Here is an 18,876-nt window from a genome sequence, read left to right as displayed (position 1 = left end):
CCTGCCCGGGTACTGGGCAGCGCCAATGTTCGCCTATACATCGATCATCGTCGCTCCGGTCCTGGGCCTGCTGCTGGACAGTCAATCCACCTCGCTTGCCGATCCCGCCGGCCAACTATGGCAAGTCAGCGACATCCGCGCCGTGACGGCGCTGGTCGGTCTGTTCACGGTCCTGCCGTTCTGGCTCGTGGCGGTATTTCGCACCGCGGCGAGGACCGGGCGTACCGCGCGATGATTCCAGGCAGCGGGCAATCGCGCAGGTTTTCCTCGGCGCAGTCGCCCGCGAACAGAACGGACGTGGGACGACGGACACCCGTCGGCATCCCACGCTTTTGCCATTCAAGCATTATTGCCGAGACCATGGCGGTCACCACACCCAACCCGCCAATCCCGTTATTACATCCGAGGTAATTGGCCTGCTGTCCTCTCGTGAATATTCTGTGGTTGTCGCGCAATTCATCCTGATGCGCGCTTCACTATCGAGGACACAAACATGTCAACTTATCGCATTCACACTATTGATTCGGCACCGGAACAATCCAGGCCCGTACTACGAGAACTGCAGCAAGCGTTTGGAATGATCCCAAACATCGCGGGAGCCATGGCCGAGTCGCCCGTGCTGATCAACGGCTTCATCGGTCTGTTCCAGAGAGTTCATGCGGGTACCTTCACGGAGGCACAGATACAGACTCTGCTGCTGACCAACGCCGTGACGAACGCGTGTTCATGGGCGGTTGCATTTCATACTGCCCTCGCGCTGAAAGAGGGGCTTCATTCGGCAGACGTCGAAGCCATTCGCGACGATCGCGCGCCTGAGGATCGCAAGCATGCCGCACTCTCGACCTTGACTAGAACATTGATCGAGAAGCGTGGACATCTTGATGACCGGGACGTCGGGAGGTTTCTGGAGGCAGGCTTCAATCAAGCTCAGGTCCTCGAGGTACTCGCGGTACTTGCCGCTTCGACCATCACAAATTACGTCGGCAACGTCACCAAGCCCCCGGTAGAAGCGCCGTTCCAGGCGCGTCTCTGGAAGGCATAGTGACATGCGGATCAAGCCGCAACCGGGAGTATGCTTGTCGGCAAGATTCGATCGCGAGCGCCGGAAGTTTGATGCCCGGCGCGCGGCAATCGCCCAAGCTTATCTGTATCCATTTGCGGACGAGAGACCGATGAATTCCGGGGATCCCGATATCAAGGCACCGCCCAATGAACTGGGTGTGCTGTTGCGTCACTGGAGAGATATGCGCGGCACAAGCCAGTTGGACCTGTCGTTCAATGCCGGTGTGTCGCAGCGTCACATCAGTTTTATCGAAAGCGGACGCAGCGTGCCGAGTCGTCAGATGCTGATGGATATCGCTCAGGCACTCGACATTCCTCTTCGTGAACGCAACACGTTGCTATTGGCGGCGGGCTACGCGCCGATGTATTCCGAAGCTTCGTGGAATTCCCGGGAAATGCAGAGCGTCACCAACGCGCTTGGGCGCATCTTGCGTCAACATGAGCCATTTCCAGCCGTGGTAATGGACCGCTATTGGAATGTCCTTATGACCAACGAGTCCGCACAGCGCTTCTTCAATTGCTTCGTCGACATGGCTGCGCGAAAGGAGCCGCGTAACATGCTGCATCTGCTTTTCGATCCAGACGGGATGCGTCCGTTTGTTGCCGATTGGGAAGGCGTGGCTAAAAGCCTGATTCAGCGCGTGTACCGTGAATCGGTAGGTCGCGTGATTGACGATCAGACGCGGCAGTTGCTCGCCGCGCTGCTTGCTTATCCCGATGTGCAGGGCGGCTGGAAGGCTCAGAACGTCCTGAGCGCCTCGTCCTCTGCGCCTACCATGCCGGTGATACCCATTGGCTTCGTCAAGGACGACAAGGTCCTGAATTATTTTTCGATGGTCACAAGCGTGGGGACTCCACAGAGCGTCGCGGCGCAGGAGTTACGTATTGAATGCATGTTCCCGGCGGACGATGAGACGGAGGTTCGTCATCTGGAGATGATCAAGAAACTTCCAGATGAGCGCTGAACGTACGTGGTCGCTTTGCGTATTCCGGTCGCATTGGACGCCTTGGCCAACCTCTATCCGGCTGTAGCCATTTCATGAACGAGCGTAGCGATTTCATCGTGCGGAACCTGTCGGCGGGCGAAGTCGAATTGCCGGTCGAGTGGGCTGCGTTGGAGGGGTGGAACCCTGGCCTGCATGATGCGTCGTGCTTTTGGGCAGCGGACCCAGACGGCTTTTTTATCGGCGAGTGGCGCGGCGAGCCGGTCGCATGCCTATCCGCTGTCGCCTATGACGAGGGCTTTGGCTTTATCGGTCTGTATATCGTGAAACCGGAGTTTCGCGGCAGAGGTTTCGGCATGCGCCTCTGGCAGCACGGCATGGACTATCTGCGAAACCGCAACGTGGGTCTTGACGGCGTTCTCGCTCAGCAGGAGAACTACAGGAAGTCGGGCTTTCAGCTTGCGTATCGTAACATCCGCTTTCAGGGTGTCGAGCAAGGCGCGGTGCACTCAGACATTTCGAATGCATCAGAGCTGCCGTTCGAGCAACTGGTTGAGTACGACCGTCAATGCTTTCCCGCTGCACGTGCGCGCTTCCTCGCAGCATGGATCGGACAACCGGACGCCGTTGCGCTGACGGCAATCCGCGATGATCGTGTCGCGGGGTACGGCGTGCTGCGCCGTTGCAGGACAGGGTGCAAGATCGGCCCGCTCTTCGCCGATAACGATCAGATCGCAAGCAATCTGTTTGATGGCTTGGGCGCGCGCATGCCGGGCGAGGTCATTGTCCTCGATGTGCCGGAGACCAACCCGGCTGCGGTTGCGCTGGCCAAAAGGCACGGCATGACAAGCGTTTTCGAAACCGCACGAATGTACACGCAGGAGCCGCCTGCGATTCCTGTCGAGCGTGTTTTCGGCGTGACCTCGTTCGAACTCGGGTGATGAGCGTTCCATGCACGCCTTTGCTTGCGTTGTCGAGCAAGGCGCTCGCGGGGGGCAGCATAGCGTGCTGTTAATTTCCGCCGGGATCTGCTGCGCGAGACCGGTAGCGCAGCAGATGATCGGTGCCGGATTCGGATAGCCAGACTTCTCCCGGGCGGCCCATCATCTGACGCACGTTCGCGTGCGGGCGCGGCAGCGCAAACACGTCGAACCGCTCGGCGCGCGGGTCGAAGCGTACCAGCGCATTGGCGCTCCATTCGCTGAGCCAGACGATGTCCTGGTCATCTACGAATATCGCGTATGCATGCGGATCTTGGCCGGGCAGCCGCCATTCACGCCATTGACGCGTCGCCGGATCGAATACGCCGAGTTTCCCCACGTCCCACTCGCTGACCCAGACGCGCCCCCTCGAATCGGACCATACGCGGCGCGCTCCCTGATTCGGCGTCGGTGGTTCGGTGACCTGCGCTGCGCCGCTCGCGGGATCGATGCGGCCGAGATAGCTTCCCGCTAGTGACGCGAAATACAGGCTGCCGTCCGGGGTCACGCAGATACCGTAGGGGCCGCGCCCGCGGGGTGCATCGAAGACGCGTATGCGGGCGAGCTTCGGATCGAGCTCGCCATAGATGCCGTTTTGGCCGGTAAACCAGAGATGCCCTTGTTTGTCGAAGACCGCGGTGTTCAGATTGGCGTCCGGCCGGTCCTTCGGCAACGGAAAACGCGTGACAGCGAGCGTCTTTGGATCGATGCGGACGATGGCGTTCAGGCCGCCGTCGGTGACCCATGCCGCACGATCGGGACCGACGATTACGCCGTGCGGTGCTGACCCGTCGCCCAGCGGAATCTTCTCGATCTTGCCGCTACGCGGGTCCAGCCGTCCGACTGCGCCTTGCGCCTGCGCGGTGTACCACACGGAACCGTCGGGCGCCGGCGCGACGTCATGCGGCGCGCTGCCGGTTGGGAGGGCGAAGCTGTCGAACGACGGCGGCTGCGCGTGTGCTGAACCCATGGCAAGCGCGGCGCTCACCAGGGCGGACGCAATAGACGGAGCCAGCGCGAATTCGAGAATCTTGTTCACCGTTGCCACGGCCCGTTCCCTCGCGATCTCGAGCATGTTCGCCTCCACGTCGCAGGATCAGTTTCAAAGGGCACCGACAGTTCTTGATTATCGCGCCATTGCTTGAAAATATTCCTGCGCGCTGACGAAACGATCCGATTGATGGTGTCGGCGAAATCCAACACAGTCGGGTACGCCCGTACAACGCAGTTACTGCGTTGCGCGCTAGACTATTAACGGGTAACGGGTGCATTTTTCGCCCTTTTGCAGTTATCGGGGAGAGGCCGCCATGAATCGGCCCGTCATTCGATTTCCGCTTCGCACGACTAGTACCGTGTCACTGTGGAAGTGGCTCAAGTGGTCGCTTGCTGCCGCTTTTTTGGTTGCGCTGGTGATCGTGGTGCGCTTCGTTCAAATTGAAATCCAGACCTCCCGGCTGCAGGCGCGCTATCTGTCCGAACTAGGGCGAGATGTCGCCTTCACCCTCGCCGACGGCGCGAGCAATAGCATCCGGTTTCCTGCGAGTGGCCCGTACGACGTGCGTCTCGGTTACGCGCTGGAGCCGTCCTTCGAAGAACGCCTTACTGCACGCGGTTTTGCCGTCGCCTCGCAGGCACGCGATTCCGCCAGGATGTTGGCGCTGGCAGACGATGGACTGTTCCTACCCTACGACGAAAAGGATCAGGCCGGGCTGCTGCTGCGCGATGCGCGTGGCACGCAGCTTTTCAGCGCGCGGTATCCGAATCGGGTCTACGACAGCTTCGACGCGATTCCGCCAGTCATGGTCAACGCGCTGCTTTTCATCGAAGACCGCTACCTGCTCGACGCGAGCCAGCCGAACCGCAATCCGGCAATGGACTGGGGCCGTTTCGGCCGGGCGGTGTTCGATCAGGGCATGCGCGTGGTCGACCGCCATCAGCCGACGCCGGGCGGCAGCACGCTCGCCACGCAGATCGAAAAATTCCGTCACTCGCCGGGCGGCCGCACCGCGACGCCGCCGGAGAAGTTGCGGCAAATCGCTTCGGCGTCCGTGCGGGCCTATCTCGACGGACCGCAGACATTGCCCGCGCGCAAGCAGATCGTGGTGCGCTATCTCAACTCGGTGCCGCTCGCCGCGAAGCCTGGCATCGGCGAAATCAACGGCATCGGCGATGGCCTGGCGGCGTGGTACGGCCGCAACTTCGACGAAGTCAACCGCGTCCTGAATGCGCCACCTTCTGCTGAAATGCTCGATGCGCAAGCGCTCGCGTTCAAACAAGCGTTGTCGCTGATGATCGCGCAACGTGCGCCGTCGCGTTTCCTGCGTTCCGGGAACCTTGAACTCGACAGCCTGACGGACAGTTATCTGCGGCTCCTGGCTGCCAACGGGATCATTTCGACGTCGCTGCGTGACAGCGCACTCGTAGTGCGGCTCGAACTGGATCGCGCACCTGTGGTGCACGCACCGGTATCGTTCGTTACGCGCAAGGCAGTCACCGCGCTGCGGGCGCATCTGCTCGCCACGCTCGGTGTATCGAACGTCTACGACCTCGACCGGCTCGACCTGAGCGCAACCGCCACCCTGGATAACAGGGTCCAGGAGGCCGTCAGCGAAAGGCTCGCGAGTGCCGCCACCCGGGAGGGCGCGCAGGCCGCTGGCTTGTACGGTTTCGAAATGCTGCGCACGCAGGACGATCCGTCGAAAATCGCTTATAGCTTTACGCTGTTCGAGCGCCGCGACGGGGCGAACCTCATGCGGGTCCAGACCGACAGCGTGAACCAGCCGTTCGACATCAATCAGGGTGCACGCCTGAACCTCGGCTCGACCGCCAAGCTTCGCACGCTGATCACATACTTGCAGATCGTCTCCACGCTGCATGCGCGTTACGCGTCGATGAGCGTGGCGCAACTGCACGATGTGAAGCCAGACAAGCAGGATCTGTTGACGCGCTGGGCGCTTGATTACCTGTCGCATGCATCGGATCGCTCGCTCAGTGCGATGCTCGATGCCGCGATCGAGCGCAAGTATTCGGCGAGTCCCGGCGAGACGTTCTACACCGGCGGTGGCGCGCAGACTTTCAATAACTTCGAAGCGAGCGACAACAGCCGCATCCTCACCGTGCATCGCGCGTTCCAGCATTCGGTGAACCTGGTGTTTGTCCGGCTGATGCGCGATATCGTGCACTACGAGATGGTCCAGTCCGCCGGGCCGACGTCGCAATGGCTCGACGACCCTGCAACGCGCCATGCTTATCTCACGCATTTTGCCGATCAGGAAAGCCGCGTGTATATGCATCGTTTCTATGCGAGGTATCGTGGCAAGACGCCCGACACAGCGCTGGCCACCCTGTTGTCTGGCGTGCACAAGTCGCCGGCGAAGGTCGCGACCGTATTGCGCAGCGTGGCGCCGGATGAACCACAAGCGTGGTTCGACGCGCAAATGCGCGCTGCGCTGAAGCGCACTCCCGCAGCAGGGCTTTCGTCCGACGATCTTTCGAAGCTCTACATGAAGTACAGCATCGGCAAATTCGATTTGAACGATCGGGGTTATATCGCGAGCGTTCATCCGCTCGAACTGTGGACGGTCAATTACCTGCGGGACCATCCGCTCGCGACTGAGATCCAGTTGCAGGACGCGAGCCGCGCAGTGCGCTTTACCGCCTATTCATGGCTCTTCAAGACGCGTTACCACGCGACTCAGGATCGGCGCATCAAGCGCATGGTCGAATTGCAAGCTTTTGCCGAAATCGGCAAGTCGTGGCGCGCGCTGGGCTATCCCTTCGCGACGATCACGCCGTCTTACGCAGCGGCGATCGGCGCGTCGGGCGACCGGCCGGTCGCGCTTGCACAGCTCATTGGCACGATTGCGAACGGGGGCAAGACGCTTCCGGTGCAGACATTTTCCGAACTCGAGTTCGGCAAGGGCACGCCCTATGAGACGCATTTCACGCGAGCAGCGACAACGCCGCGCACGGTGTTGTCGCCGGAGATTGTCGATGTGGTGCATGGCTTGTTGCGCGACGTGGTGCTCGGCGGTACGGCGAAGCGTCTTGCGGCCGGCATGACGTTCCCTGACGGACAGACGCTCGACGTCTATGGCAAGACCGGAACGGGCGACCAGCGCTTTAATGTGTTCGCCCGTGGTGCGCGCCTGATCGAGTCGCGCAAGGTCAACCGGAGCGCGACATTCGTCTTCGTGATCGGCGACCGCTTTTTTGGCACGTTGACCGCCAATGTGCACGAGCCCTATGCGGCGCGCTACGCCTACACGAGTGCGCTATCGGTGCAGTTGCTCAAGTCGTTGGCTCCTGCACTGCAACCGCTGCTCCGCGACGATAAGGAATCAGCAATCCAGTCTTCAGCGGCGCGCCGGGAATAACCGATGGAGCCGGGGACCGAGGTTGTGTCGTTACGGCGGCGCCGGATGGATTCGCAGCGGCATCAGGAGTAACGTTGATGCATGGACGAACCTTCCGCTGGCCGCGTGAGCGCGCAGCGTTCCACACAGGCGTTCGATCCGGGAATCAACACAAGGGAGGGCGCTATGCCCGACGAACCTGCTTCATGGCACGTGTTTGAATACGAAGGCTTCGATATCCACGTCCTGCCCCAGTTGAAGCCGACCCCGGAGCATGCGCCGCTGCGCGCAAGCGACCGGTATGTCTACATCGGCCACGTCTGCCGTCACGGCGCGAATGCCGATGCGCCGGGCGAAGCCGTGCGTTTTCACTCGGACGGCAACGACGAGTTCAAGAGCGCCGACGACGCCGTACAGGACGCGCCGCACATCGGGCGAAGCATTATCGACGGCACGCATCCGGATCTTTCCGTGTTGTCGCTCGTCTCGCATCACCACCACTCGTAATAACAGCGGCATCGCCACGGAGCGCACCTGCCGATGAATCTGCCCTCTGCCGGAACCGAACCGGAAATCGAAGGCCTGAGCGCCGTGACCTTCTCGACGCGCGACATGCGGCGCGCCGTGCACTTTTACCAAGCGCTCGGTTTTTCGCTATTGCACGGCGGCGAAAACGAAGCGTTCACTTCATTCGCACTGGGCAGGTCGTTTCTCAACCTGACCACGGAAACGCACGGCCCGATCAGCTGGTGGGGCCGGGTGATCATCTATGTCTCGGACGTTGACGCGATGTACCGCAAAGCACTCGCGGCCGGTATCACGCCGGCGTTCACGCCGCGCGATGCGCCCTGGAACGAACGCTATTTCCACGTCAGCGATCCTGACGGACACGAACTCAGCTTCGCCCGGCCATTGAGCTGAGGACGCGATTCCGTACTCACCGCCTTGTATTTGTCACAAGCTTAGCCTATCTTCAAAAAACTGTATATATATACAGGTATGGAGGTCGCTATGGAACGGTGGGTGCGAGTTCAAAACGAGCGGGATCGTCAGGTGCTGGCGTGGTTGCGTGGCCAGGTTGGCGATGCGGCGATTATCGCTGCCGCGCAAAGCTGTGCCGGGCCGGGCATAAAGCCGTATCTGTCTGCGATTTGTCGTGCGCTTCACGTGACGCCGCCGAGATACGCCGCTATCCGAACCGGCGCCGGTGAGGTCGGAGAGAGGCATCTGGTGAGCATTTACCAGATTCTGCGTGGGCCGCGGTCCGCCGCCCACGCTGGCCGATGACGTAGCGGAGGTCGTGGCCTGTCGGCTTACCGCTTGACGGCAAGCGCACAGAACGCCCCCTCTGTTTCGACCACCCTTGCGTTGACAAAGCCCGCGACTGTGAGCCTTTCAACCAGCCTGCTTCGCGTCTGTCCCGAATGGGCGGTGAAACCCAGCGCGATCGTGGCGCCCGGTTTCATCACGCGCCAGATCTCCGCGATGCCGGCGGTGGCATCCGGCCACATTTGCATCGAATTGATCGACAACACCTTGTCGAATGTATTGTTCTCGAAAGGGAGGCGGTCCGCGGTGCCAATTCGCAGATCGACCTGGCCGCTTTCGAGCGCTTGAGCATTGCGAACGGCGGCTTGACTCAACATCTCCAGAGACGGATCGATGCCGGCAACGTAGTTCGCGGACTGCGCCAGAAGCTGAATGCCAACCCCTGGGCCAAAGCCCACTTCGCATACGCGATCGTTTCCATGAATTTCCAGCAGGCCGATTACCCAGGCCGCGTACGGCTGGTTCATCCTGGCCATCATCGCGCCCCCTAGCCGGCCGAGGATACCGCTTGGACGGCCGAACGCCTGTATCAAAACGCTGTTGAAAGCGCTCACTGTGCTCTCCCCATGCTGTATTGCGAGATTAACGTTTTGCGTACGACCGCCTGCCGCCGCACGTCACGATCAAGGTCAGTTAATCCAGCAGTGTTTAATAAGTTCTATCTTCCTCGTGCGGCATCCGCTGCGCACTGGAACAGCATCACAGAAGCAACCTGCCGTACGCTCGAACGTCCTCAGGCGGTCGTTCGTATCGGTGGCAACAATTCGCGTCTGGCAGTGCCATGTTCATCGCCCTTTGCTTAGGGCATCCTTAAGGAGGGATCGACGCGCAAACAACCGCTCTTGCTTATGGTTTTAATTCACGGTGCTTACGGCTTGAAAGCGAACTTCATCGATAGAAGCATTGTGGCAATTTCGGCGCGACGGTAATGGTTCCCGGTTGCACCGGAATGCCGTCGATCATTGGACAAGCGGGCGCTTAAGGGGTAGACGGCGAGCCCACGGCCAATGCAAACCGCCTAACGCGCTGCTTGCATGAAGCTGCGCACCTTGGCCTCGTCGACGGGATTCCACCACACGCCTCCCACCTTCAACGAACTCGCAACGATCACTCCGTCGACCACCGACAGGATTTCCGCAATGTTGCGCTCGGTGCAACCGCTGCCGACCAGCAACGGCAATGTCGTTGCGTTCCTGATCTGCCGCAAATAGTCCGTGCTGGCAGCGTCGCCCGTGCGCTGGCCTGTGGCGATGATTGCGTCGGCATCGAAGAACTCGACGTCGCGCACCAGTTCCTCCAGTGAACGATCCGACACGATCGCGTGCGCACCATGCTTGACGTGGGCGTCCGCGAAAACGTGGATACCGTCGGCACGCAGCTTTGCGCGATAGCGCAAAGCGACCGCCGCCGCACCTTCTATCAAGCCCTCGTTCGCAACATATGCGTTGGCCCACTGGTTCACGCGCACGAACGCCGCGCCGCTTGCTGCCGCGATCGCAAGCGCGGGGAGCGCCGCGTTTGCAAGCACATTGATGCCGATCGGCAAGCCGGTTTCCCGCGCGATCCGATCGGCGGTGACCGACATGAACGCCGACGTCTCCGGACCAATATCGTCCGGCTTCGAAAACGGCACGTCGCCATGATTTTCGACGATCAGGCCATCGACGCCGCCTTTCGCGTACGCCACCGCATCGGCGAGCGCGGCGTTGTACATGGCCTCGCTCGACGCGCCCTGATAACGTGGCGAACCGGGAAACGCAGGGCAGTGGATCACACCGATCACCACGCCGCGCGGACGTCCAAAAATTTGCTGGACGCAATCGGTGCGTCCACGCCCAACGCCAGATGAAGTTTCCATATTGATTGAGTTCAGGTTAGAGAGTGGAAGAGTGCGGACAATTCGGCGCGGCTCGGGAAAGCGGCTTGCGTGCCGCTTCTCGTGACGGCGAACGCAGCGGCGGCTTGCGCCCGCTGCAAGGCGGCCGTCATGGCAATGCCCTGGGCGAGCGCCGCGAGGAGGGCGCCGCAGAATGCGTCGCCGGCTCCGACGGTGTCGATGGCATTGGCGGGCGCGGCCGGAATCAGCGTCGTGTGTCCTGCGTTGCACCAGAGAACGCCTTGGGAACCTAGTGTGACGACGACATCGCTGGCGCCCGATGCCTGAAGCGAACATGCGGCTTTCTCAGGCGTGCCCAGTCCGGTCAGCGCGGCGGCCTCGACACGATTCACCACGAGAACGTCCACGTCGTTCAGCATTGGGCGGCAATCGAAACATACCGGTCCGGGATTAAGCAAGGTGCGACGCCGGCCCGCATGGGCCTGAAGCAAAAGATCGGCCGTGACGGCTTGGCTCAGGTTGCCCTGCATGGCTATCCAGTCGCCGCTGCGGGTTGCATCGAGTACCGCGCCTGGCGAGGGCACGTAGCTGGCCGCGGCCTCGTTGCGAGTCACGATGGTGTTCTCGCCGCGCTGGTCGACCGTCACGATCGACATATCCGATGCACACGGCAAGCGGGCGATATGGCGTGTATCGATACCCTCTTCCATGAGCCGCGCCAGGAAACGTTCGCCATCCTCATCGTTGCCGAGTGCTGCAAATAACTGCACCTGGGCGCCGGCACGTTGCGCCATCACCGCCTGGTTTGCGCCCTTGCCCCCAAAGTCTCGCAATGTATTGGTGGCAAGCGATGTCTCGCCTGCCAGCGGCAGGTGCTCGACCCGGAAGATCAGGTCGATTGCCGCATTGCCGATAACGCAAACGCGTGCTTCATTGGCGTTCATTGTTCACTCGAGGTCAACCAGTCGAGGCAATTCGTCCATAACCGCGCGTTGCCTTCCCAGGCGGAGAACTCCGGCGGCAACCAGTGACTCGACATGTCGCTGGTCCACGCAAGCGTGCGTCCACGGCCATGTGTGCCCGCGACGAGCAACGGGTGGCCGGTCTCGGGGACGGTCGCGATCAGCGTCGCGCCGGGTTTCAACTGCACTTCGTTATAACCAAGCAAGTGCGGCCACCGTGTTCCAAGCCCTTCGACTACGGGGTGCGAAGCGACCACGTTCGCGTTGAAGCCTTCTGGAACCTCGACACGGTCGTCGTAAGGCAGGCATGTGACGGGCATCACTTCCTCCACGGGCGTATTGCGAAACCGCGCACTGCCGTTGATGCCCTGGAAGCTCAGGTAACCGCCGATCATCATCAGCCCGCGTCCGGCCTCGACATACTCTCGCAACAGCTTGAGACGGTTCGGCGTGCGCTGGCTTTTAACCCACGTATCCGGATGAAGCAACAAGGTATTTGCACCGATGTCCGAGAGGATGATTGCGTCATAAGCGAGCAATCCGTCAAGCGTGGAGGGGAAGGCTTCCTGCGCTTCGTGACTCGGCATGTGGGTGATTACGTAGTCGCTGTCCTTGAAGATATCGAGGAAGATCGTGGCGCCGTTGTGATAGGTCGCGGTCGGAAACTGGTCGAAGCCCTTGATGTGCGTCGACATGCTCGTCCAGCTCTCTCCGGCGAGCAAAACAGATTTGGTCATGCGTGTGCTCCTGAAGCGCGCGGCGAGCCGTGTCGGCGGCACGCGGCGCAAGGTGGAACCGGTTCACTTCGTTATGTGAGAAACATCGTCATCTACTCGAGAAAACGCGCGCCGGGTTCGCGATCATCATCGTTTCGATCTGGTCGTTCGTCACGCCATGACGACGCAGGCGAGGCACGAAGTACTTGAGAATGTAGCCGTACCCGTGACCGCCAAAACGCGTCAGCATGATCTTCATGAACACGTCCTGCGACATGAGGATCCGGTCGATAAAACCCGCATCGATCAGCGCCTTGATCGCGCGTGCGTTTTCTTCGTCGGAAGGCGATTGTGCGTTTTCATCGGCGTAGAAGTACTCCATGCCGATCATGTCGTATTCGAGCCAGGCGCCGCGTTTGGCAAGCGCGTGCTGATATTCGACGTCCATGTGGCTGGGGTTCATGTGACACAGCACGGTGTGGTTCAGGTCGGCGCCTTCCTCCTGAACGATGTCGAGCACGCGATGTCCATGCCGCACCCAGCCGGGCAGGTGTACAGATAAAGGCACATGCGTCGCCGCACTGGCTCGCGCGGCCGCGCGCAGCGACTTCTCTTCGTTGGCCGTGAACGCTGCCGAGACGCCGATCTCGCCGATCATTCCCGCGACGACTTCAGGCTTTTCATCGGCGCCTCCAACGTCGAAGATCAGTTGTGCTGCCAATTCGTCGATCGATTTGTGTTTCACATAGTCGGGATGCGAGGGTTCGAGATAAAACCCCGTCGACATCACAATATTAAGCCCCGTACGGCGCGAGATCCGTTGCAGCGCGGCAGGGTCGCGGCCAATGCCGAGATTGGTCGGGTCGACCACCGTATCGCCGCCCAGTTCGCGGAAGCGCATCAGTTCTTCAACGGCTACGTCGGCATCGAACAACTGGCAATTGTCGCGGTTCATCAGCGGATTCATCCGCAGCGCGCCAAGAATGCCGATATGCACTTTCTGCTCGCCGATAAACCGATCACTGCAACAACTGGGCGGCACCCATTTTCCGGAAGCATCCAGCAGGATGTGCTCATGCATCAGCGTCACCCCCATCTTCGCGATGGGCAGCGGTCCGAGGACGGTCATCACGTGGCTGCTGCCAACGCCTATCGGCAGCGGCGAGTCGCGGCGGAAGATCGAACTCATCGCTTAACCTTTCTTGCGCCGTTGCGGCGAGAAGATGCGCGTGTTGAGCCAGATCGCGAGCAGCATGATGGCGCCCTGGATGATCTGCGTATAAAACGGCGAGACGTTGATCAGGATCAGCCCGTTACCGAGCACGGCGATGGTCAGCGCACCCAGCAGCGTGCCAAGGATCGTTCCCCGGCCGCCAAAGAGATCGGTACTGCCAAGGACTACCGCGGCGATCACCGCAAGTTCAAAACCGACACCTTGATTTGACGATCCGCTGCCTAGCCGCGCCGTTGTGATGAGTCCGGCGAGACCTGCTGCCGCGCCGCTGAGGACATAAACCTTGAGCGTGACGCTGCGCACGTCGACACCCGCCCGCCGCACCCCTTCCGCATTCGTGCCAATGCCGGTCACATAGCGCCCGAACCGCGTATGCCGGAGGGTCACCCATCCGGCAAGCAGCGTAAGGATTGCTATGACCGCAGGCGTCGGCATGCCCAGCAGCCGGCCGCGGCCAAGCTCGACGAACCATCCGTCGTTTTCGATCGGCACTGAAAAACCCTGCGTGATCAGCAGCGCGATGCCGCGCACGACCGATAGCGTGCCAAGCGTCACGATGAACGCGGGCATTCCCGCGAACGCGATGAAGTAGCCGTTGATCGCACCGATCAGCGCGCCAAGCGAGAGGCCGCCGACCAGCACGACGATACCCGGCACGCCCGCCCGCAATGCGATGGCCGAGAGCGCACCCACGAGCGCGAGCGTTGAGCCTATCGACAAGTCGATGCCGCCCGTCGTGATGACGAGTGTCATCGTTGTCGCGACGATCAGGAGCGGCGCGCTTTGACGAAGCACGTTGAGGAGATTGCCGGCGGTGAGGAACGTGTGCGTGGTGAGCGCGAAGGCGAGAGCGCAGACGATAAAGAACGCCGCGATGCTGGCTACGCCCGCATTGCGGCCGAGCAAATGCCTCAGCGGCAGGCGCGGCGCCTTGGACTTGTCGTGCATGGCGAGTTCCATCTCAATCCTCCGCAAGCGCACGTGCCGACCGCGCGCTGAACTTATGGCCGACGATCAGATCGACGATCTCCTCCAGGTTCGTTTCACCGATCTTCCGGTCCGCGACATTCTGTCCTTCGTACATCACGCTGATGCGGTCGCACACCAGGAACAGGTCCTGCAGCCGATGGCTGATCAGGATCACGCTGACGCCGCGCGCGCTGATCGTGCGCACGAGTTCGAGCACCGCTTCGACTTCGGCCACGGCCAGCGCGGCCGTGGGTTCATCCATGATCAGCACTTTCGGATCGAACGATACCGCTCGCGAAATCGCGATGGCCTGACGTTGCCCGCCCGACAGATTCTCCACGTCAAGCTTTGTGTTCGGGATACGAATGCCGAGGTTGTTCAGCATGTCGCGGGCATCGTGATGCATTTTGCGATGATCTAGCACCTGCACGCCGCAGATACGGCGCATGGGTTCGCGGCCGAGGAAGAGGTTGCCGGCCACATCGACCGTATTGCACAGCGACAGGTCCTGATAGACCATCTCGATGCGATGCGCGCGGGCGTCGCCCGGGTCCGCGAACTGGACCGGCTTGCCGTCGATCTCAATGCTGCCGCTGTCCGGTATCACCGCGCCCGACAGCACCTTCGAAACCGTCGACTTGCCCGCGCCGTTGTCGCCGACGAGCCCGAGCACTTCACCCGGCATCACGTGCAGGTCGACGCCGCGCAGCGACTGCACGGCGCCGTAGCTCTTGGTGATGTTTTGCATGCGCACGCGCGGCGTTGCAGCATCATTTTGCATAGCGGTTCTCCCGGCAACGTGGAGGTGGGCTTACTTAAATACGGCCCGGTATTTGCCGACGTTCGCCTTGGTTACGATCGTCACCGGCACCGAGATGTTTTTCTCGACCGGCTGCTTGTTGAGGAGCTTCATCGCGGCATTCACTGCGGCGCGGCCTTCGCCTTCCGGGTCCTGCTGCACCACGGCTGTCACAAAGCCTGCGTCGATGCCCTTGATAGCTTGCGCGCTCAAGTCCCAGCCGACAATCTTCACGCGCCCTGTAGCGTCCTGAGCCGACGTTGCCGCAACCAGACCGATCAGCGCGGGTTCACCGGTTGCATACACGATCTGGAGATCCGGGTGGGCGGAGATCAGGTTCTCCGCGGCGGTTTGCGCCTGGTCCTGCACGTTTTGTCCATCGACGGTGGCGACGATCTTCGCACTCGGCACCGTCGCGATGCCCGCCTTGAAGCCATCCAGACGCACGTTCTGGATGAACGAATTCAGCGCGCCGACCACGCCGATGTTTGCCTTCCCGCCAAGATTCGTCTTGATGTACGCGGCCGTGTATTTGCCGATATCTTCGCCGACCTTCTTGTTGTCGACGCCGACTTGCACCGAGTTGTCGCCGTCGACAATGGCGTCGATGGTCACCACCGGAATACCCGCTTTCTTGGCTTCGGTGATTGCGGGTTTGATGCCGTTCACATCGATGGCGACCACCAGGATGGCATCGACCTTTTGCTGGATATACGTTTCGATCGCGTTGTTTTGTGCGCTCGGGTCGTTGTTCGAGTTGAAGATGGCCAGCTCGACGCCGGCTGCTTTTGCGGCCGCCTGGGCGCCCTGGTCCATCTGCGTGAAGAAGAGCGCCTCCTGGTTGATCTGCACCATGGCGATCTTCTTGCCGGCTGCAGCGGCAGTGCCTGCGACGGCAAGCAAGGACACGCTCAGCAATACGGCGGTCATGCGGCGGAAATGCAATGCTGCGCTCATCGGAATCCCTTTTCTGGTTGGTCCGGACGCTGTTCGTGCGGTCCATTAAAGCCGCGCGACCGGTGAATTAAAGGAAGACTTCATGGGCGCAACCGACATTGCGCCGCTCGCTTGTAAACCGGTTTATAAAAATTAATCCGAGAGTATTGGGCTGTCAACCGTTTCAAAAAAAGGCGCGGGAAAATACGTAGAGGGGGAATTGCCAGGTGGGTCTATGAACCGGCGCGAGGCGGTCCCACCGACGCGCGTTCGATCAGTTCGACCGGCAGGCGGCGCACGGTAGGTGGAGAGGCGGCCTGTCCCGTCAGCATCGCGACCAGCAGGGCGACGCCGGTCCGGCCAAGCTCTGCCGCCGACTGGCGCACCGTGGTGATCGGCGGCATCAGGAGGCTGGCGAATTCCATGTCGTCGAAGCCGACAATCGACATGTAGCCGGGCACGTCCAGTGAGCGCTCGCGCAGTGCGTCGAGCACGCCCACCGCGATGTAGTCGCTGGTGGCGAACAGGGCCGTGGGCGGATGGGCGCCCGCAATCAGCTCAGCGCCGACCGCGCGCCCAAAGCTGCGATCGTAGGAGCCGAAGTGCACGAGTCCCGAGTCGAAGGGAACCTGTGCCTCGGCAAGTGCTCGCCGATAGCCCTCCAGCCGTTCCCGCACGGTGAACAGCGTTTCGGGGCCGGTCACGTGCGCGATCCGCCGATGCCCCGCGTCGAGCAGATGGCGTGTCGCCAGATAACCGCCCTCGACGTTGTCGACGAAGACCTTCGGCACGTCGGCGCCCGGCACGTCCTCATCGACCAGCACGATGTTGGCGCGCTCGCCCATTAGGCTGCGCAGCGAGCCGTCGTCCGGGCGATTGGTCGCGAAGATCAGGCCGTCGAGGTGGCGCGTATCGAGCCAGCGCAGATAGAGCGCTTCGCGCTCGAGCTTGTTGCGCGTGATACACAGGGCGAGACCATAGCCGCTTTCGGAAGCGGCTTCCTCGACGGCATCCGCCAGTTCGGCGAAGAACGGATTGGCGACCTCCGGCATGGCCAGGCCGATGGTCTCGCTACTGCCCAGACTCAGGCGCCGGGCCAGACTGTTTTGGCGATAGTTGAGCGCGACGACGGCGTCGTCGACGCGCTTGGCGGTTTCCGGCGGCAGCGCGAGGCTACCGTTCAGGTAGCGCGAAACGGTTGCCTTCGACACATCGGCCAGTTCGGCGACATCGCGAATCGTGGGTACTTTTGCCACTTGAGGGTTCCCCGTTGGACTGGGGCGTAGTGTAACGCGCGGGATTTAGTGGCAGCCCTGGATAAACCTTCAGGAATCTACGGGAAAGATTGGAGCGATAGCCGACATTGTTTGCAGCATAAGCCGATAGATGATTTCCCCGGGAATAAAGCATTAGCTGATTTTTTCGCGTCAACTTATGCATTATTCGTCAACCCTGTCGAATAATGCAAAAGCTGAAAAAATATAAATCATAATTTGAACGTCAGGTCGGGCTTGCGGTCTGGGACAGTCTGCGGTTAGTAAAGCAAAAGTGCGCAATCTTTCGCGGAAATAAAGCAAAAGCTGAGTTCGTTTGATGAGTGACATAGTTCATCGATTTTAATAGAATTTTTTGACAAAAGAATCGCTGTATAAACCAAATGATGAGCATTTCATTGCCGTCACGCTCAAGCCGGAAGTGCTCGTCAAATAGCTAAGCATAAGGTGATGCACCCAAGAGGTCGCATAGCGCTGGTCGGAGCGACATCTGCCGATACTCTTCTTGCGCGGCAGCGTGGCGCGACGACGATCTCCTGTGGTGTGAGCAGTTTATTTCGGCAGCAGTCTGTCCCGCAAACTGCTTTGCCGGGGAAATAGCTCCGACCGCATTCGCTTCGTTGCACACCTCCATCGCTGCGATCGCATCAAGGCGTATGTCGACAAGACATGGAATCTGGCAAAGTCGCTGACGGTGGATTGAGTGGAGCTGTTCGCTCATACTTTTTGTGCCCGTCAAATAGAAAGCTTTTCCACTAGATCCTATGAGCAGGGGCGTCAAGGAACTGGTGCGTCCTCTGCGGAGAGCAAGCTGGAGCATCAAGGCTCGGCGAGCCAGACGAGAGAGCGCTTTATATGAAAGTGGTCGCAACCAGCGAGGAAGCCGTGCTGCGCGTTGCGTTTCTCTATAGTTGCGGCACCGAAAATGCTCTGTATAAGGAGCTTGAAAAGGACTCTGACGCCATCCTATATGCGGGTGCGCCGTACAACCAGGAGTCATATGCCTATGGCATCAGCGTTCACGTTGGCCCGGTCGCCGGCTGTCAGCCGCCTCTTGCACCAGGCCGTGAAACGAAAGCCAATTCGAGCCGTAGCATTAATGCGCTTACGCTTGTTGCCAACTGGCTGAGGTCCGCCAAGGCGCGGCGGCTAGCAATCTCTCACTTCCCACTCGAGTACCTGCATGCCGCTATGAAGCGCCGTACGGCTCGTGCGTTCCACAGGCCGAGGAGATACCTATATTTACGGATACCTTAGCGATTGAATAGGACAGAATTCCAGACCCCAGGCGCAGCAGCATCTTTGATGCCCGGGAATTGAGAGGTTAAACTGGCCCTTGCGAATGCGGTGCACCAACTCGATACCGGCAATCGTGGTCGCGGCGCTCCTGAGCCGTTTGAAGCCAAGCATCACGTCCGTTCTGGACTTAATGTTTCGATGGTCCTGGTCGGGTAGCAACAGCGCATTGCTGCGCTGTTG

Annotated in this window: 18 protein-coding genes; 7 read left to right on the top strand and 11 right to left on the bottom strand. The window is 60.6% G+C overall.

Annotation, left to right across the window (positions count from 1 at the left end; genetic code table 11):
• From EOS_RS13530 to EOS_RS13515, 4 genes are all read left to right on the top strand, one after another.
• A partial coding sequence (locus tag EOS_RS13530) for a hypothetical protein (protein WP_235442803.1) occupies positions 1-235 on the top strand: 235 nt, incomplete at its 5' end.
• Positions 236-493: 258 nt separating this feature from the next.
• A complete protein-coding gene (locus EOS_RS13525) occupies positions 494-1,042 on the top strand; it encodes a carboxymuconolactone decarboxylase family protein (RefSeq protein ID WP_047847160.1) in 549 nt (182 codons plus the stop codon).
• 130 nt (positions 1,043-1,172) lie between these two features.
• The gene (locus EOS_RS13520) at positions 1,173-2,027 is read left to right on the top strand and encodes a helix-turn-helix domain-containing protein (RefSeq protein WP_047847164.1); all 855 of its coding nucleotides are present in this window, start codon (positions 1,173-1,175) and stop codon (positions 2,025-2,027) included.
• A 74-nt stretch (positions 2,028-2,101) separates the two neighbouring features.
• Positions 2,102-2,947 carry a GNAT family N-acetyltransferase gene (locus EOS_RS13515; RefSeq protein WP_047847159.1) on the top strand — a complete coding sequence of 282 codons (846 nt, stop codon included), beginning with the start codon at positions 2,102-2,104 and terminating at the stop codon, positions 2,945-2,947.
• Between the two features lie 70 nt (positions 2,948-3,017).
• Here EOS_RS13515 and EOS_RS13510 read toward each other — a convergent pair whose 3' ends face one another.
• On the bottom strand, positions 3,018-4,061 hold the full coding sequence (locus tag EOS_RS13510) for a Vgb family protein (RefSeq protein ID WP_047847158.1): 1,044 nt from the start codon (positions 4,059-4,061) through the stop codon (positions 3,018-3,020).
• A gap of 232 nt (positions 4,062-4,293) precedes the next feature.
• Between EOS_RS13510 and EOS_RS13505 the strand changes: the two genes are divergently transcribed.
• From EOS_RS13505 to EOS_RS13495, 3 genes are all read left to right on the top strand, one after another.
• Positions 4,294-7,362 (top strand): transglycosylase domain-containing protein, encoded by a 3,069-nt coding sequence (locus EOS_RS13505; protein WP_047847157.1) that lies wholly within the window; start codon positions 4,294-4,296, stop codon positions 7,360-7,362.
• 165 nt (positions 7,363-7,527) lie between these two features.
• Positions 7,528-7,848, top strand: a complete 321-nt coding sequence (locus EOS_RS13500) for a hypothetical protein (protein ID WP_047847163.1) — start codon at positions 7,528-7,530, stop codon at positions 7,846-7,848.
• 33 nt (positions 7,849-7,881) lie between these two features.
• Positions 7,882-8,262, top strand: a complete 381-nt coding sequence (locus EOS_RS13495; protein WP_047847156.1) for a VOC family protein — start codon at positions 7,882-7,884, stop codon at positions 8,260-8,262.
• A 392-nt stretch (positions 8,263-8,654) separates the two neighbouring features.
• On the opposite strand, the gene EOS_RS13485 is transcribed toward EOS_RS13495, so the two are convergent.
• The 10 genes from EOS_RS13485 to EOS_RS13435 form a co-directional block, all read right to left on the bottom strand.
• Positions 8,655-9,224, bottom strand: a complete 570-nt coding sequence (locus tag EOS_RS13485) for a class I SAM-dependent methyltransferase (RefSeq protein ID WP_200908640.1) — start codon at positions 9,222-9,224, stop codon at positions 8,655-8,657.
• Between the two features lie 464 nt (positions 9,225-9,688).
• Complete coding sequence (locus EOS_RS13480) at positions 9,689-10,528, bottom strand: BtpA/SgcQ family protein (RefSeq protein WP_047847154.1); 840 nt, start codon at positions 10,526-10,528, stop codon at positions 9,689-9,691.
• Positions 10,529-10,539: 11 nt separating this feature from the next.
• Positions 10,540-11,451: a ribokinase gene (locus EOS_RS13475; RefSeq protein WP_047847153.1), complete on the bottom strand. Its 912-nt coding sequence runs from the start codon at positions 11,449-11,451 to the stop codon at positions 10,540-10,542.
• Positions 11,448-12,206, bottom strand: a complete 759-nt coding sequence (locus tag EOS_RS13470) for a glutamine amidotransferase (protein WP_047847152.1) — start codon at positions 12,204-12,206, stop codon at positions 11,448-11,450. The genes EOS_RS13475 and EOS_RS13470 overlap by 4 nt, the downstream gene beginning before the upstream one ends.
• Before the next feature lie 88 nt (positions 12,207-12,294).
• Positions 12,295-13,374 (bottom strand): phosphotriesterase family protein, encoded by a 1,080-nt coding sequence (locus tag EOS_RS13465; RefSeq protein WP_047847151.1) that lies wholly within the window; start codon positions 13,372-13,374, stop codon positions 12,295-12,297.
• A 3-nt stretch (positions 13,375-13,377) separates the two neighbouring features.
• Positions 13,378-14,379, bottom strand: a complete 1,002-nt coding sequence (locus EOS_RS13460; protein WP_047847150.1) for an ABC transporter permease — start codon at positions 14,377-14,379, stop codon at positions 13,378-13,380.
• Position 14,380: 1 nt separating this feature from the next.
• Positions 14,381-15,169, bottom strand: coding sequence for an ATP-binding cassette domain-containing protein (locus tag EOS_RS13455; protein ID WP_047847149.1), 789 nt, complete (start codon positions 15,167-15,169; stop codon positions 14,381-14,383).
• A gap of 30 nt (positions 15,170-15,199) precedes the next feature.
• Complete coding sequence (locus EOS_RS13450; protein WP_047847148.1) at positions 15,200-16,144, bottom strand: substrate-binding domain-containing protein; 945 nt, start codon at positions 16,142-16,144, stop codon at positions 15,200-15,202.
• Positions 16,145-16,356: 212 nt separating this feature from the next.
• Entirely contained in the window at positions 16,357-17,379 is a 1,023-nt protein-coding gene (locus tag EOS_RS13445; protein WP_047847147.1) for a LacI family DNA-binding transcriptional regulator, read from the bottom strand.
• Between the two features lie 1,260 nt (positions 17,380-18,639).
• Positions 18,640-18,876: DDE-type integrase/transposase/recombinase (locus EOS_RS13435; protein WP_047847145.1), on the bottom strand; the 237-nt coding region annotated here is incomplete at its 5' end.

Origin of the sequence: Caballeronia mineralivorans PML1(12) (genome assembly GCF_001028175.1) — a bacterium.
Lineage (GTDB): Bacteria > Pseudomonadota > Gammaproteobacteria > Burkholderiales > Burkholderiaceae > Caballeronia > Caballeronia mineralivorans.
This window is presented reverse-complemented; position numbering and strand designations above follow the sequence as displayed.

Coding starts and splice junctions, on each gene's coding strand:
- EOS_RS13525 (WP_047847160.1), top strand. CDS start 494: ATGTCAACTTATCGCATTCACACTATTGATTCGGCACCGGAACAATCC.
- EOS_RS13520 (WP_047847164.1), top strand. CDS start 1,173: ATGAATTCCGGGGATCCCGATATCAAGGCACCGCCCAATGAACTGGGT.
- EOS_RS13515 (WP_047847159.1), top strand. CDS start 2,102: ATGAACGAGCGTAGCGATTTCATCGTGCGGAACCTGTCGGCGGGCGAA.
- EOS_RS13510 (WP_047847158.1), bottom strand. CDS start 4,061: ATGCTCGAGATCGCGAGGGAACGGGCCGTGGCAACGGTGAACAAGATT.
- EOS_RS13505 (WP_047847157.1), top strand. CDS start 4,294: ATGAATCGGCCCGTCATTCGATTTCCGCTTCGCACGACTAGTACCGTG.
- EOS_RS13500 (WP_047847163.1), top strand. CDS start 7,528: ATGCCCGACGAACCTGCTTCATGGCACGTGTTTGAATACGAAGGCTTC.
- EOS_RS13495 (WP_047847156.1), top strand. CDS start 7,882: ATGAATCTGCCCTCTGCCGGAACCGAACCGGAAATCGAAGGCCTGAGC.
- EOS_RS13480 (WP_047847154.1), bottom strand. CDS start 10,528: ATGGAAACTTCATCTGGCGTTGGGCGTGGACGCACCGATTGCGTCCAG.
- EOS_RS13475 (WP_047847153.1), bottom strand. CDS start 11,451: ATGAACGCCAATGAAGCACGCGTTTGCGTTATCGGCAATGCGGCAATC.
- EOS_RS13470 (WP_047847152.1), bottom strand. CDS start 12,206: ATGACCAAATCTGTTTTGCTCGCCGGAGAGAGCTGGACGAGCATGTCG.
- EOS_RS13465 (WP_047847151.1), bottom strand. CDS start 13,374: ATGAGTTCGATCTTCCGCCGCGACTCGCCGCTGCCGATAGGCGTTGGC.
- EOS_RS13460 (WP_047847150.1), bottom strand. CDS start 14,379: ATGGAACTCGCCATGCACGACAAGTCCAAGGCGCCGCGCCTGCCGCTG.
- EOS_RS13455 (WP_047847149.1), bottom strand. CDS start 15,169: ATGCAAAATGATGCTGCAACGCCGCGCGTGCGCATGCAAAACATCACC.
- EOS_RS13450 (WP_047847148.1), bottom strand. CDS start 16,144: ATGAGCGCAGCATTGCATTTCCGCCGCATGACCGCCGTATTGCTGAGC.